This is a genomic window from Promicromonospora sp. NPDC060204 (assembly GCF_042728455.1).
Lineage (GTDB): Bacteria > Actinomycetota > Actinomycetes > Actinomycetales > Cellulomonadaceae > Promicromonospora.
In genome coordinates, this window is the sequence record NZ_JBHWZO010000037.1 from 16,335 (window position 1) to 31,618 (window position 15,284).

Sequence of the window (15,284 nt, forward strand, 5' to 3'; positions counted from 1 at the left end):
GCGGGCCGGGCGGCACGGCAGGGGTCCGGTGTCTCAATCTGAGACGGCGCCCCGGACGGCGGCGAACGAGGCCCGGCGGTAGCGTGGGCCGCCGCACGCCGGGACGGACTGACGGAGGCTCGCGATGCGCGAAGGGCACCTGCCGGAGCGGGCGCGGCTGCACGACGGCTCGCTCGTGCCCGTGCCGCAGCGGCTCCTCGACTCCTGGCAGCGCAGCGAGGAGTACGGCGTGCCGCTCGACGACATCGAGCCGGTGTTCACGGGCACCTACGACGACGAGTCGCTGTTCTACCAGTGCGGCCAGGAGGTGCTGACCAGCCTGCACCGCACGCTCGCCGGCGAGCCCGTCAGCCTCCTGCTCACCGACGCCGACGGCCTCGTGCTCGACCGCCTGAGCGGCGACCGCGCCCTCCTGCGGTCGCTCGACGCCGTGCACCTGGCGCCCGGGTTCTCGTACGCCGAGCGGGAGGCGGGCACCAACGGGCTCGGGCTGGCGCTCGCCGACCGGGCGCCCACCGTCGTCCGCGCCGACGAGCACTATGCCCTCAGCCTGTGCACCTACACGTGCGCCGCCGCGCCGGTCCTGGACCCGGTCACGGGGCGGGTCGAGGGCGCCGTCAACCTGACCACCTGGTCGAGGTCGTCGAGCGACCTCCTCCTCGCCCTGGCCCAGTCGGCCGCCGGGACGACGGCCGCCCTGATGCTGGCCCGGTCCCGCGGCCAGACACCCCGGCCGCAGCCGCGTGGCGAGGTCTTCCGGATCGAGAAGCCCGGGGCGGCGCCCGGCGCCGGCAGCCTGGACGGACTGTCCCCGGCCTGGACCGAGGCGGTCGCGCGCGCGAGTGCGGGCGTCGCCGAGGGCCGGATCGTCGCCGCCGTCGGCGAACCCGGGTCCGGGCGGGCCACGCTCCTGGCCCAGGCCCTGCGGTCGCTGCGGCCGCGCGACCGCATCCTCGCGGCCCGCGCCCCCGCGCCCCAGGACATCCAGGCGTGGCTGGACCTGTGGACCCCCGAGCTCGCCAAGCCGAGCACCGCCGTCGTGCTCCGCGGCGTCGAGGCCCTTCCGCTGTGGGCCGCCGAACGGCTGCGCGACCTGGTGCTCACCGCCCGCGCGCACACCGGGGCGGGCACCGGGTCGGACACAGGGGAGGACGACCCCCGGCGCGTCCTCTTCGCGATCACCGCCGAGCGGTTCGAGGACGTCCCGGCGCCGCTGGCGTCCCTGGTCGAGTCCGTGGTGGAGGCTCCGCCCCTGCGCGACCGGCCCGACGACGTCCTCCCGCTCGCCCGGCACCTCGCCCGCCGCCTGCGGGGGCACGAGATCGCGTTCACGCCCGCCGCCGGGCGCGCGCTCGGCAACCACCCGTGGCCCGGCAACGTGCGCGCCCTGGCCGACGCCGTCCGCCTCGCGGCGACCCGCGCCGACGTCGTGGACCTGCGGCACCTGCCGCCCGAGATCCTGTCGGGCACCTCGCGCCGGCTCTCCCGCATCGAGGCGTTCGAGCGGGACGAGATCGTGCGGGTGCTCAGCCGGTACGGCCCGTCCATGCAGGCAGCCGCCGACGACCTCGGCATGAGCCGGGCCACGCTCTACCGCAAGGTCTCGCAGTACGGCATCCAGGTACCGCGGGGGTAGCGGTTCGGCCGCTGGGGCCACACCGCCCGGCGCCCGCTCAGGCCGTGGCCACCGCCCGGTCCAGGAGCTGGCCCCGGAGCTGCTTGCGCGAGACGATGCCGAGCTTCTGGAAGACCTTGCGCAGGTGCCACTCGACGGTGTGCGGGCTGATGAAGAGCTGCGTGCCGATCTGCGGGTTGGTCAGCCCCTCCCCGGCGAGCCGGGCGATGTGGGACTCCTGCGGGGTGAGCACCGTGTGCGGCTGGGGCAGACGCCGGCGGACCGTCTCCCCGGCGGCCTGCAGACCACGTCGGGCGCGCTCGGCGAACGCCTCCGCCCCCATCTCGCTGAGCATCTCGTACGCGACCCCGAGCTGCTCGCGGGCGTCCACACGACGGTTGCCCAGGCGCAGCCACTCGCCGTACAGCAGGTGGGCCCGCGCCAGCATCACCCGGACCTCCGTGCGGCCGAGCCGCTCGACCGACTCCCGGTACGCCTCCTCGGCGTCGGCCCCCTCGCTCACCTGGGCGCGGGCGCGCGCGGCGACCCCGAGCGCCCAGTCGGTGCCGCTCTCCCGTGCCAGCACGCCGAGCTGCCGCGCGGCCTCGGCGGCCCGGGCCGGGCGACCGCTGCGCGCTGCCGCCTCCACGAGCTCGGTCAGCGACCGGTGGAACGGGCCGCCCAGCGGCGCCGGGTGCTCGCAGCCGCGCTCGGCCGCCTCGTACGCCTCCTCGTAGCGGCCCAGCCCGTTGTAGAGCACGGCGCTCGCCCACCCGGTCGCGGCGGCCACCTTGCCCTCGCCGCGCAGGGCCGGGTTGCCGGTGACGGCGTCGATCGCCCGCCGGGTGGCGGCCTCCCGGCCCCGCCAGGGTTCGAGGACCAGCGCCGCGTACTGGGCGGGGAAGCGGCTGCCGGTCACCTCGCCGACCGTCACCGCCTCGGCGAGCAGCGTGTCGGCGACGGCGAGCTCGCCGGCCAGCGCCCGGTTCGAGACGAGCAGGTGCAGCGCGGTCGGCAGCACCGACAACGTCCCGGTCGCGCGCGCCGCGTCGACCAGCCGCCGCGACAGGGTGGTCCAGGCGTCGAACTCCCAGGCGTTGTGGGCCACGCGGCACGCGAGGGGGAGCCAGTCGAGGCTCTCCTCGGCGGGGCCGGCCTCGGCGCAGAAGGCATCGAGGGCCAGCCGCACCATCGGCACACCCGCCGCGGCACCGTCGGTGGCCAGCACCGCCGCGCCGTCGAGCAGCAGGTCCCCGCGGCCGGGCGGGGACCCCGCCGGCACCGCGAGCACCCGCGACGCGACCTTCGCGAGCTCGCCGCCGCCCGGCAGGTCCCCGGCCGTGACGGCGGCCTCGAACGCGTCGCGGTAGGCCGCGCGGGCGAGTGCGGGGTCGAGCGGCTCCAGCTCCTCGGCCGCCGCGACCAGGAGCGGCAGCGCCACGCCCGGGCTCGTGGACGCGAGGGCGACCTGACCGCGCAGCAGGCGGGCCCGGGCCCGGTCGCGCGCGTCGAGAGGGCCGAGCTCGGCGGCGCCCAGCAGCTCCAGCGCGGCGTCGTACCCGCCGGCCTGGTGCTTGACCCGGGCGGCGGCCAGTGCCCGGGTGCCGCGGCGGCCGGGGTCGGGCGTGAGCTCGGTCGCCCGCTCCAGCAGCGCGGCCGCGGCGGCCGCCCCGGCGCGGGCGCGCACCCGGTCGGCGTAGCGCTCCAGCTCCGCGGCCACGGACTCGTCGTGGCCGGCCAGCGCGTTGGCCAGGTGCCAGGCCCGGCGCTCCGGGTCGGCCACAGGGTCGGTCGATTCGGCCAGCGCGCGGTGCGCGTCCTGCCGGTCCTGCGGCGTCGCGCCCTGGTAGGTGGCCGAGCGCACCAGGGGATGGTTGAACAGGACGCGCGTGCCCAGCGTGATCAGCCCGGCGCCGACGGCGGGGGCCGCGCTCGCCAGGTCGAGGCCCAGCAGCTCCGCCGCCCGGTTCAGCAGGGTGACGTCGCCCATCGGCTCCGCGGCGGCGGTCAGCAGCAGGCGCCGGGCCGGGTCGGGCAGCGCCCGCACCCGCCGCAGCAGGCTCTGCTCGACGTCGCCGGCCGCCGGCCGCACGTCGGGCCGCCCGAACCCGCCGGCCAGCTCGGCGGGCGTGAGCCCGAGCGGGAGCACGAGCAGGGCCCGCGGGTTGCCCTGCGTCTCGGCGACCATGCGGTCCCGGACCCGCTCGTCCAGCCGCCCGGGCGTGACCGACTCCAGCAGGGCGCGGGCCTCGCTGTCGCTCAGCCGCCCCACCTCGCGCTCGGGCAGCTCCGTCAGCTCGGCCCGCAGGTGGGGGTCGCGCACCGCGAGCACCAGCCCGACCGCCGCCACGGGCAGCCGGCGCGCGACGAAGGCGAGGGTGCGGGCCGAGACCTCGTCCAGCCACTGCGCGTCGTCGACCAGACAGACGAGCGGCCCCTTCTCCGCGGCGGCGGCCAGCAGGTTGAGCACCGCGAGGCCGACCAGGAAGCGGTCCGGCGTGTCGCCGGAGGTCAGGCCGAACGCCGTGGACAGGGCGTCGCGCTGCGGGCCGGGCAGGCGCAGCAGGTGGTCCAGGAACGGGGCGCACAGCCGGTGCAGGCCGCCGAAGGCCAGCTCCGACTCGGCCTCGACACCCGTCGTGCGGGCGATCCGGCAGCCCGACGCGCTGCCGTGGGCGTACTCCAGCAGCACCGTCTTGCCGATCCCGGCGGCGCCGCGCAGCACCAGGACCGCGCTGCGCCCGGCCTGGACCGTCGCGACGAGCTGGTCCAGGGCCTCGCACTCCGCCTGCCGGCCGTACAGCGGCAGCCGCCGGTCGCCGCTCGCGAGCAGCACCGTGGGGGTAGCGGGGATCGGTGAGGTGCTCATGCCACGATCAAAGTCGACGGCCGAGCGCTTGACGAGGCAGAACGGCAGGCAGAAGTAGGGGGCGGTTTCTGCCCGTGGTCCAGGGGCCACGGCTCCCGGGGTGCACCACGGGGCCGACCACGGGGTCACCGTGGCGCGGTGCGCCCGACGCCCCGCTGAGGGTGATCGGCATGACGACACCAGAAACCCCCACCGTCCCGGCCGAACCCGACGCCGCACTCTCGGTCTTCCTCGCCCAGCGGACCCAGCTCGTCCGCATCGCCCGCCGGGTCACCGGCAACCCCGCGGAGGCCGACGACGTGGTCCAGGAGGCGTGGGTGCGCTGGCAGCGCACCGACCGCACCAAGGTGCGCAACCCCGCCGCGTTCCTCACCTCCACCACGACCAACCTGGCGCTCAACGTCATCCAGTCCGCCCGGTACCGCCGCGAGTCGCTGCTCTCCACGGTGCCGGTGCCCGACGCCGCGCGCTCGGCCTCCGACCAGGACCCGGGCCTGCAGGCCGAGCAGACGGGGGCCGCCGAGGAGGCGTTCGCGCTGCTGCTGACGAGGCTGACGCCGGGGGAGCTGGCCGCCTACGTGCTGCGGCGTGGCTTCGACTACCCGTACGCCGACCTGGCGCGGCTGCTCCGCACCAGCGCCGCGAACGCCCGGCAGCTCGTCAGCCGCGCGCAGGCGCGCCTCGTGGGTGACCGCGCGCGCCCGGTGTCGCCGGCGGCGCGCCGTCGGCGCGTCGCTGCGTTCCTGGACGCGGCCCGCAACGGTGACCTCGGCGATCTTGAGCGGCTGCTGGTGGCCGACGACGGCACGGCCGCCGCACCGGCAGCGGCCTGAGCCGGGGGACGGCGCCGTGCGGATCGTCGTCGTGGGCAGGACGCGCCTGATCTGCTCCAAGGTCGTCACCCGGCTCCGCGGGAGCGGGTGCGACGCGGCCCTGGCCACTCCCGGCACCGGCTGCGACGCGCTCGCCGACGAGGGGCTGACCGAGGCGGCGGCCGGCGCCGACGTGCTCGTCGACATGTCGAGCGCGCCCTGGTCGGACGGTGCGGACCTCGCCGCCCACTTCGTGACGTCGACGGGCAACCTGCTCGCCGCCGCCCGGCGCGCGGGCGTGGGCCACTACGTCGCGCTCTCCGTCGTCGGCGGCGACCGCCTGCCCGGCAGCGACTACCTGCGCGCCCGGGCCGCCCAGGAGCGGCTCGTCGCCACCTCCGGGCTCCGCCACTCGATCGTGCGCGCCACCCACCTGCTCGACTACGCGAGGGTCGTCCGGGAGCAGGCGGCCGCCGACACGCCCGTGCGGGTGCTGCTCGGCCACCTCCAGCCGATCGGCTCCGAGGACATCGCGGCGGCGGTCGCGCGGCACGCCGTCGCCGGACCGGTGGACGGCGTCGTGGAGGCGGGGTGGCCGGAGCGGGCGGGGAGGAGCGCGGCGATCAGTGCGTGACGTCGAGGGACGCCAGCTTCTCCTTCATCCGCGCGAGCATCGCGGGCACCCACGTCCCGCGCTCCTCCGCTCGCTCGATGCCCTGGGTCAGGTGGTCGCGGGCCGCGTCGTTCGCGCCGTACCCGGCATAGGCGGTGCCCAGCACCCAGTGCATCATCGACGTCCACCAGCCGCTGCCCCGCTCGACGCTCTCGGCCAGGGCCGGTCTCGCCACCTCGACGGCCTCCTCGAAGCGCTGTGCGAAGCACAGGGCACCCGCCAGGCTCGCCTGGGCGAACGTCCGTCCGTGCAGGACCGCGGCCGAGGCGTCGCCCAGCTCGTCGATGCCCCGCAGCACCTCGCGGTACGCCTCGATCGCCTCGTCCCGCCGGTCGAGGTCGACGAGCGTCGCAGCGATCCCGTTGCTCGCCCAGTAGTAGGTCCCGTGGTAGCCGGAGGCCTCGGCCAGCTCGCGGCCCCGGGTGTACGCCTGGAGCGCCTGGTCGTGGTCGAGGTGGATCCGCCAGGCCTCGGCCGCGTTGCAGATCGCGTCCGCCTGTTCCCGGACGGCCCCCGTGCCGGCGCTCTCGGCGAGCCGGTAGACGGTCATCGCCTGCTCCGCGGCCTCCCGCGCCCGTGTACCTCCCTGGGCGGTGTCCGCGGTGGTGAACGCCCAGGCGTAGCGATTCAGGTGCCAGAGCTCGCGACGGCGGTCGGGGAGCGTGCCGCGGCGGCCCGGGTCAGTCCGAACACCTCCAGCCACTCGCGGCCCCAGTGCTGGTTGTCGGCCGCATACCAGCGCATCGCCTCCCCGAGCGCGGCCACCTGCTCGTCCCGCTCCGCGGCGGCCGCCCGCCGCAGCGCGGCGAGCCACGTCTCCTGCTCCGCCTCCAGCCACGCCCGGGCCGCCTTGGGCGTGGACAGCGGGACCAACCCGGCGCCGACGGCGGGCGGCGCGTCGCCGCCGGCCTCGAACACCCGGCCGGCCGTGGTCGCCGTCTCCAGCAGCCAGTCCGTCATGCGCCGCTCGGCCGCCGCCCGGTCCCCGGGGGTCTCCTCCTCACGCAGGCGCTGGCCCGCGTACAGCCGGATCAGGTCGTGGAACCGGTAACGGTCCACGCCCTCGTGCTGCAGCAGGCCCAGCTCGACCAGGTGTTCGAGCTCGTCCTCGGCGTCGTACAGGTCTGCCTCGGTCAGCACCGCGGCGATCGGCACCCCGAGGTCCACGGCGGGGACGAGCGCCAGCCGCCGGAAGCACCTCTTGGCACCCTCCGACAGCGCCAGGTAGGACAGCGCGAAGGCCGCCTCCACCCCGACGTCCCCGACCGCCAGGTTCGCGAGCCGGCGGTCCTCGTCCGACAGGCGCTCCGCCAGGTGCCGCATCGTCCAGCCGGGCCGGGAGGCCAGCCGGGTGCCGGCGATCCGCAACGCCAGCGGCAGGTGCCCGCACAGCTGTGCCACCCGCACCGCCTCTGCCGAGTCGCCAGGGGAGGCCGCCGTACCGGCGTCCCCGGCGACGGCCCGCAACAGCTCCGCGGACTCCTCCTGCGACAGGGGCGCCAGGGCGATCCGCGCGACATCGTCCAGTCCGCCCAGGGTGCGACGACTGGTCACGATCGCCATACCCGCACCCTCACCGGGCAGCAGCGGCCGCACCTGGGCCTCGTCCGCGGCGTTGTCCAGCACGACGAGGAAGCGCCGTTCGGAGAGGGCGGCGCGGAGCTGTCCCGCCCGCTCCTGCTCGTCGTCGGCGATCGCCCGCGGGTCCAGGCCGACGGCGAGCAGCAGCCGGCGCAGCGCCTCCGCGGTCGGCAGGGGCTCGGGGTCGACGCCGCGCAGGTCCACGTAGACCTGCCCGTCGGGGAAATCGTCCGCCAGCAGCTCGGCTGCCCGTACCGCGCACGACGTCTTGCCCAGCCCCGCCGCCCCGTGCACCACGGCGACCGGCACGGGACCCTCTGCGGACGCCGTCCGCGCGAGGTCGCACAGCGCCTCGAGCTCGGCAGCCCTGCCCACGAAGTCGGCGAGCCCGCGCGGCAGCCCGAACGCGCTCGCGCGTTGCGCCGGCTCGTCCGTCGTCCGCGGCCGGCCGGCCCTGGCCGCGTCAGCGAGCTCCGCCTGCTGCCCGGCGTCGAGCCCCAGCGCGTCGGCGAGTGCTTGTACCGTCCGTCGCTGCGGTCCGCGGCTGACGCCGCGCTCCATGTCGCCGACGGCTCGGACGCTCACACCCGAGGCGTGGGACAGGTCCTCGATCGTGAGCTGTGCGGCCTGGCGCAGGCTGCGCAGGAGGGGGCCGAACTGGGCGGTCATCCGGCGTCCTTGGTGTCGAGGTCCGCCAGCAGATCCCGGACCTTGCCGAGGGCCTCGACCCGCCACGTCCCCTCCTCCTCGGCGAGCTCGATCGTCCGGACGAGGTGCTTGCGGGCCTCCTCGGTCGCGCCGAGCCCGGCATGGGCCCGGCCCAGTGCCCAGTGCAGGATCGACGTCCAGCCGTTGTCCTGCTCGACGGTCCGGGCCAGGGCGGACTCCCCGACCTCGACGGCCTCCTGGAAGCGCCGCGTGGTGATCAGCGCGCCGGACAGGCCCGAGACGGCGAACGTCCGGGAGTGCTCCGCCGCGGCCGAGAGAGCCGGAAGCTCGTCGATGGTCCGCAGCAACGCACGGTAGGTCTCGACGGCCTCGTCGTGCCTGCCGACGCGGGCCAGGCCCACGGCGGTCCCGCTGCTGGCCCAGTAGTAGGTGGAGCGGTATCCGGCTGCCTCGGCGAGCTCACGTCCGCGGGAGTAGCACCACAGCGTGTTCTCGACGTCTGCCATAACGCGCCAGCCCTCGGCCGCGTTGCAGACGGCGTCCGCCTGTTCCCGGACGGCGCCGAGCTCCTCGGCGAGCCGGTAGACCTCCATCGCGCGTTCGACGCCCTCCTGCACCGCCTCGTTGCCGCGGGTTCGCCGGACGGCGAGAAGCGCCCAGACGTGGCGGTTCATGTGCCAGAGCTCGCGGTGCCGGTCGCCCAGCCGGGCGGCGGCGGCCCGCGTCAGCCCGAACACCTCCAGCCAGCTGTCCGACCAGTACTGCGTGTTGGCGGCGTACCAGCGCATCGCCTCACCGAGCCGGGCCACCTGCTCGTCCCGTTCCGCGGCGGCCGCGAGCCGCAGAGCGGCCAGCCAGGACTCCTTCTCGACCTGCAGCCAGGACCGCGCGTCGTCCGCGGTGCCGAGCCGGACCAGGGCGTCCTCGTCCGGCGGCGGCGTGCCGCCGTCGTCGTCGAACCACCGCCCCGCCCTGGTCGCGGTCTCCAGCAGCCAGTCGGTCATCCGTCGCTCGGCCGACGCCCGCGCCTCGGCCGGCTCCTCCTCGTTCAGCCGCCGGCCGGCATACAGGCGCACCAGGTCGTGGAACCGGTAGCGGTCAGCGCCCTCGTGCTGGAGCAGGCCGAGCTCGACCAGGTCGTCGAGCTGGTCCTCGGCGGCCTCGGGGTCGACGTCGGTGAGGACCGCCGCGACCGGGACCCCGAAGTCGACGGCGGGGACGAGCGCGAGCCGCCGGAAGCACTCCTTGGCCTGCTCGGGCAACGCGAGGTAGGACAGGGCGAAGGACGCCTCGACCCCGAGGTCGCCGACCGCGAGGTTCGCCAGTCGGCGGTCCTCGTCGGACAGCCGCTCGGCGAGGTACCGCATGGTCCAGGCGGGCCGGGACGCCAGCCGGGTGCCGGCGATGCGCAGGGCCAGCGGCAGGTGACCGCACAGCCGTGCGACGCGCGCCGTCTCCGCCGCCTCCGTTCCGCCCGCCGCCCCGTGGGCGTCCCCGGACACGGCGTGCAGCAGGTCCGCCGACTCCTGGGGCGAGAACGGGTTCAGCGGGATCCTGACCACGTCGTCCAGACCGCCCAGCGCGCGACGGCTGGTCACGATCACCATGCCTGGCCCGTCGCCGGGCAGCAGGGGCCGCACCTGCGCCTCGTCGGCGGCGTTGTCCAGGAGGACCAGGTATCGCCGCCCCGCCAGGATGTCGCGGAGCTGTCGGGATCGCTCCCGCTCGTCCTCGGCGATCGCGCGGGGATCCTGGCCGACGGCGAGGAGCAGACGGCGCAGCGGCTCCGGGGTCGCCATCGGCTCCGGGTCGACGCCGCGCAGGTCCACGTACACCTGCCCGTCCGGGAACGCCTCGGCCAGCTGCTCCGCCGCACGCACCGCGCACGCGGTCTTGCCGACGCCACCCGGGCCGTGCACCACCGCGACCCGTGTCCGGCCGTCCTCGGCTGCCGCACGGCCGAGCCCGGACAGCAGCTCCAGCTCCGCCGTCCGGCCCACGAAGTCGCCCAGGCCGCGCGGCAGCCCGTAGGACGCCGGGCGGTTCGGCGACTGGTCCGCCGTCCGCGGCCGGCCCGCCCTGGCCGCGGCAGCCAGCCCGGCGCGCTGCCCGTCGTCGAGGCCCAGGGCTTCGGCGAGCGCCTCGACGGTGCGCCGCTGCGGGCCCCGGCTGACGCCACGCTCCATGTCGCCGATCGCCCGGACGCTCACGCCCGAGGCATAGGAGAGCTCCTCGATCGTGAGGCGCGCCGACTGCCGCAGGCTGCGCAGGAGCGGGCCGAAGGCGCTCATTCGTCGTCCTCGGAGTCGAGGGCGGCCAGGATCGCTCTCGCCCTGTCGAACGTGCTGGGCGCCCACGCTCCCTGCGTCTCCGCCTGCGCGATCGCCTGGGTCATGTGCGGGCGGGCCTGAGCGGGCACGCCGAGTCCGGCATACGCACTGCCCAGCGACCAGTACAGGTTCACCGTCCAGGCGCTGTCCTGCTCGATCGCCTCCGACAGTCCGGTCTCCGCCGCCTGGACGGCCTCCTGCCAACGGCGCGCGTGGCGCAGCGCGACGGCGAGCCCTTCCAGGGCGACCACCCGGGAGTGCCGCGCCACGGCGGAGCTGACCGGGCGTGCCGCGATGTACCCCAGCACGCCCTGATAGGCCGCGACGGCCTCGTCCAGTCTGCCGAGTCGGTCGAGTGCCAGTGCCGCGCCACCGCCGGCCCAGTAGACCGTTCGTTCGTCGCCAGCTGCTTCAGCCAGTTCCCGCCCCCGGGAGAACGCCCGGAGTGCCTGCTCGTCGTCGTGGAGATGCCGCCAGTGCTCGGCCGCGTTGCACAGCGCGTCGGCCTGTTCTCGCACGGCGCCAAGATCCTCGGCGAGCCGGTACACCTCCATCGCCCGCTCAGCGCCGGCCTGCCACTCGGCGTCGGTGCGGCTCACATGGGTGGCGAGGAACGCCCAGACGTGCCGGTTCCTGTGCCAGAGCTCTCGGCGGGGGTCGGACAGTCGCGCGGCGGCGGCCCACGTCAGCCCGAAGACGTCGTGCCAGGTGTCCAACCAGAGCGGGTTGCTGACGGCGAACCAGCGCATCGACTCCCCGAGCCCGGCGACCAGCTCGTCGTTGCCGGCCGAAGCCGCCAGTCGGAGCCCGGCGAGCCAGGTGTCCTTCTCTGCCTGCAGCCAGGACTTCGCCTTGTCCGGGGTGGTGAGCGGGACCAGGCTGCCGTGGCCGGGCGGCGGGGCGTCGTCGTCCCGCTCGAACCACTGGCCGGCCGACGTCGCGGTCGCCAGCAGCCAGTCGACCATCCGCCGCTGGGTCGCTGCCCGGGCCGCGGCGGACTCGTCCTCGTCCAGCCGCTGGTTCGCGTACAGGCGGATCAGGTCGTGGAACCGGTACCGGTCCGCGCCCTCGTGCTGCAGCAGGCCGAGCTCCACCAGCTCGTCGAGCTGGTCCTCGGCGTCGTACAGGTCGGCCTCGATGAGCACCGCGGTGATCGGCACCCCGAAGTCCACCGCCGGGACGAGCGCCAGCCGCCGGAAGCACTCCTTGGCCGGCTCGGGCAGCGCCACGTAGGACAGCGCGAACGCCGCCTCCACCCCGACGTCGCCCACCACGAGGTTCGCGAGCCGACGGTCCTCGTCCGAGAGTCGCTCGGCCAGGTGCCGCATGGTCCACCCCGGCCGGGACGCCAGGCGGGTGCCGGCGATCCGCAGGGCAAGGGGCAGGCGCCCGCACAGGTCGGACACCCGTGCGGTCTCCGCCGCCGTCTCCGCCGCGCTCTCGTCGGCCGCCCGGTCCGAGAGGGCCGCCAACAGCTCCGCGGACTCCTCCGGCGAGAACGGTGCTAGCGGGACCCGGGTCACTCCCTCCAGCCCGGCGAGCGTGCGGCGGCTGGTGACGATCACCATGCCCGCGCCCCGAGCGGGGAGCAGGGGGCGCACCTGGGCCTCGTCGGCGGCGTTGTCCAGCACCACCAGACAGCTCCGGTCCGCCAGGACGGCCCGGAGCTGACCGGCCCGCTCGTCCTCGTCCTCCGCGATCGCGCGGGCGTCCAGGCCGACGGCGAGCAGCAGCCGGCGCAACGCCTCCGTCGTGGTCATCGGCTCGGGGTCCACACCCCGCAGGTCCACGTAGAGCCGGCCACCGGGGAACCTCTCGTGCAACAGCTCGGCCGCCCGCACCGCGCACGCCGTCTTGCCCAGTCCTGCCGCTCCGTGCACGACGACGACCGGGGTGGGACCGTTCGCTGACGCCGACCGAGCCCTCTCGGCCAGCAGCTCGAGCTCCGCCGTCCGGCCCACGAAGTCGCTGAGCCCGCGGGGCAGCCCGGGGGAAGCCGACCGCTCGGCGGCGGGGCCGGCCGTCGTCCGGGGCCGGCCTGCCTTGGCGGCGTCGGCGAGCTCGGCTCGCTGCTCGTCGTCGATCCCCAGGGCGTCGGCGAGTGCCTGCACCGTCCGCCGTTGCGGTCCCTGGCTGACACCGCGCTCCATGTCGCCGATCGCTCGTACGCTCACGCCCGAGGCGTGGGACAGGTCCTCGATCGTCAGCCGCGCCGACTGCCGCAGGCTGCGCAGGAGCGGCCCGAACGGCGGCCGGACCGTCATGCGGGGCCGACCTCGAGGGCCGCCAGCATCGCTCTTGCAGTGTCGAGATACTTGGGCTGCCAGGGCCCGTAGTACGTCTCGGCGGTCTCGAGCGTCCGGGTCAGGTGCTTGCGGGCCTCGTCGTCCGCGCCGAGCCCGGCGTACGCCCGGCTCAGTCTCCAGTGCAGCATCGACGTCACCTCGTTGCTCTGCGAGGTGGTCTCACCCAGGGCCGGCTCCACGACGTCGATCGCCTCGCGAAAACGTTCCTCGAGGATGAGGGCTCCGGAGAGGTGCACCAGGGTGGCCGTGCGGGAGTAGAGCGCTGCGATGGTGAGGGTCGAGCGGCGGTCGATGTCCTTCAGCAGGGACCGGTAGATCTCGATGGCCTCGTCCCGCTTGCCAGCCTGGGCGAGTGCCAGCGCGACTCCGTTGGTGGCCCAGTAGTAGGTGTCGTGATAGCTGGCCTCCCGGGCGAGCTCGCGCCCCTCGGAGTAGGCCCGCAGCGACTGGTCGGCCTCGCCGAGGGCCCGCCAGCCCTCGGCCGCGTTGCAGATCGCGTCCGCCTGTTCCGTCGCGGCGCCGAGGTCCTCGGCGAGCCGGTAGACCTCCATCGCCCGCTCCACCGCTTCCTTCACCGCCGCTTCTCCCTGCAGCGACTTGACGCTGAGCAAGGCCCAGACGTGGCGGTTCATGTGCCAGAGCGCCTTCCGGCGGTCGGGCAGCCGTGCCGCGGCGGCACGGGTCAGCCCGAACATCTCCAGCCAGTCGTCCGACCGGTGCTGCACCTCGGCGGCGAACCAGCGCATCGCCTCACCGAGATCGGCCACCTGCTGGTCCCCGCCTGCGGCGGCCGCCAGCCGCAGGCCCGCCAGCCAGGCGTCGCTCTCGACCTGGAGCCAGGCCCGTGCTTCGTCGGACGTGGTGAGCCGGACCAGGCCGTCGTCGTGGGGCGGCAGCTCGCCGTCGCCGGCCTCGAACAACCGGCCTGCGGCGGTCGCGGTCCCCACCAGCCAGTCGGCCATCCGTCCCTGGGCCGCTGCCCGGGCCGGGGCGGGTTCCTCCTCCTGCAGCCGCCGGCTCGCGTACAGCCGGATCAGGTCGTGGAACCGGTAGCGGTCGGCGCCCTCGTGCTGGAGCAGTCCCAGCTCCACCAGCTCGTCGAGCTGGTCCTCGGCGTCGTACAGGTCTGCCTCGATGAGCACCGCTGCGATCGCCGCGCCGAAGTCGACCGTCGGGGCGAGCGCCAGCCGACGGAAGGCCTCCTTGGCCTGCGAGGACAGAGCGAGGTACGACAGGGCGAAGGCCGCCTCCACCCCGACGTCGCCGGCCGTGAGGTTCGCCAGCCGGCGGTCCTCGTCCGCCAGCCGGTCCGCCAGGTGCCCCATCGTCCATCCGGGCCGGGAAGCCAGGCGGGTGCCGGCGATCCGCAGGGCAAGGGGCAGGTGCCCGCACAGCCGCGACACCCGTCCGGTCTCCTCGACCTCGCTGTCAGCTGTGCCCTCCGAGATGGCCCGCAGGAGCTGAGCGGACTCGTCCTGCGAGAACGGCGCCAGCGGAACCCTGGTGACTCCCTCCAGGCCGCCCAGGGCGCGGCGGCTGGTCAAGATCACCATTCCCGCGCCCTGCGCCGGGAGCAGGGGCCGCACCTGTGCCTCGTCGGCCGCGTTGTCCAGCACCAGCAGGCAGCGTCGCTCCGCCATGACGGCGCGCAGCTGGCCCGCCCGCTCCTGCTCGTCCTCGGCGATGGTGCGCGGGTCCAGGCCCAGAGCCCGCAGCAGCCGGTGCAGGGCCTCTGCGGCCGCCATGGGTTCGGGGTCGACACCCCGCAGGTCCACGTAGAGCTGCCCGTCGGGGAACGTGTCACGGAGCAGCTCGGCCACCCGCACGGCGAACGCCGTCTTGCCCAGGCCTGCCGCACCGTGCACCACCGCGATCGGAGCGAGACCGTCCGCGGACGTCGCCCGTCCGCGTTCGCACAGCAGCTCCAGCTCGGGCGCGCGTCCGACGAAGTCGCTCAGGCCTCGGGGCAGCTCGTACCACCCCGAGCGCTCCGGCAGCTCGCCGGCCGTTCGCGGTCGCCCCGCCCTGGCGGCATCGGCCAGCTCGCCGCGCTGCTCGTCGTCGAGCGTGAGCGCCTCGGCCAGCGCCTGCACCGTCCGCCGCTGAGGTCCGCGGCTGACGCCGCGCTCCATGTCGCCGATGGCGCGCACGCTCACACCTGAGGCGTGCGAGAGCTCCTCGATCGTCAGACGTGCGGACTGTCGCAGGCTCCGCAGGAGCGGTCCGAACGAGCTGGTCATCCAGCCTCCCTCAGGGTCGAGTCTGAGGTCATGATGGCCCGATCAGCACCGTTGGCAACCCGCCGTCCACGGCTCGATCGTTCCTGGTGTGAAATGCGGCCGAGGCACGAGAAATCACCTGGGTGAGGCGGGTCGAGGCGCTCTCTGCTCATGCGCAAACAGAACGGCGCCTCCCACTCCATGCGGAGT

The 15,284-nt window shown here is 75.4% G+C and carries 9 protein-coding genes; 3 read left to right on the top strand and 6 right to left on the bottom strand.

Translation table 11 applies throughout. The annotated features are described in order from the left end of the window. Positions 1 to 124 precede the first annotated feature (124 nt). Positions 125 to 1,636, top strand: a complete 1,512-nt coding sequence (locus tag ACFWEJ_RS07355) for a GAF domain-containing protein (protein ID WP_377228542.1) — start codon at positions 125 to 127, stop codon at positions 1,634 to 1,636. A 37-nt stretch (positions 1,637 to 1,673) separates the two neighbouring features. Here the strand turns inward: ACFWEJ_RS07355 and ACFWEJ_RS07360 are convergent, their stop codons facing one another. Then, the gene (locus ACFWEJ_RS07360) at positions 1,674 to 4,484 is read right to left on the bottom strand and encodes an AAA family ATPase (protein ID WP_377228543.1); all 2,811 of its coding nucleotides are present in this window, start codon (positions 4,482 to 4,484) and stop codon (positions 1,674 to 1,676) included. A gap of 170 nt (positions 4,485 to 4,654) precedes the next feature. Here ACFWEJ_RS07360 and ACFWEJ_RS07365 point away from each other — a divergent pair, with 170 nt between their 5' ends. Next, on the top strand, positions 4,655 to 5,317 hold the full coding sequence (locus ACFWEJ_RS07365) for a sigma-70 family RNA polymerase sigma factor (RefSeq protein WP_377228544.1): 663 nt from the start codon (positions 4,655 to 4,657) through the stop codon (positions 5,315 to 5,317). A gap of 16 nt (positions 5,318 to 5,333) precedes the next feature. Continuing rightward, positions 5,334 to 5,930, top strand: coding sequence for an SDR family oxidoreductase (locus ACFWEJ_RS07370; protein ID WP_377228545.1), 597 nt, complete (start codon positions 5,334 to 5,336; stop codon positions 5,928 to 5,930). On the opposite strand, the gene ACFWEJ_RS07375 is transcribed toward ACFWEJ_RS07370, so the two are convergent. The 5 genes from ACFWEJ_RS07375 to ACFWEJ_RS07395 all read right to left on the bottom strand — a co-directional run bounded on the left by ACFWEJ_RS07375 (position 5,920) and on the right by ACFWEJ_RS07395 (position 15,095). Next, on the bottom strand, positions 5,920 to 6,519 hold the full coding sequence (locus tag ACFWEJ_RS07375; RefSeq protein WP_377228546.1) for a hypothetical protein: 600 nt from the start codon (positions 6,517 to 6,519) through the stop codon (positions 5,920 to 5,922). The genes ACFWEJ_RS07370 and ACFWEJ_RS07375 overlap by 11 nt on opposite strands. A 77-nt stretch (positions 6,520 to 6,596) precedes the next feature. Beyond that, positions 6,597 to 8,219: a helix-turn-helix domain-containing protein gene (locus tag ACFWEJ_RS07380; RefSeq protein ID WP_377228547.1), complete on the bottom strand. Its 1,623-nt coding sequence runs from the start codon at positions 8,217 to 8,219 to the stop codon at positions 6,597 to 6,599. Next, entirely contained in the window at positions 8,216 to 10,510 is a 2,295-nt protein-coding gene (locus tag ACFWEJ_RS07385) for an ATP-binding protein (RefSeq protein WP_377228548.1), read from the bottom strand. Before ACFWEJ_RS07385 ends, ACFWEJ_RS07380 begins: the two co-directional genes overlap by 4 nt. Beyond that, positions 10,507 to 12,813 (bottom strand): ATP-binding protein, encoded by a 2,307-nt coding sequence (locus tag ACFWEJ_RS07390; protein WP_377228549.1) that lies wholly within the window; start codon positions 12,811 to 12,813, stop codon positions 10,507 to 10,509. The genes ACFWEJ_RS07385 and ACFWEJ_RS07390 overlap by 4 nt, the downstream gene beginning before the upstream one ends. Then, entirely contained in the window at positions 12,810 to 15,095 is a 2,286-nt protein-coding gene (locus tag ACFWEJ_RS07395; RefSeq protein ID WP_377228550.1) for a helix-turn-helix domain-containing protein, read from the bottom strand. The genes ACFWEJ_RS07390 and ACFWEJ_RS07395 overlap by 4 nt, the downstream gene beginning before the upstream one ends. Between the last annotated feature and the right edge of the window lie 189 nt (positions 15,096 to 15,284).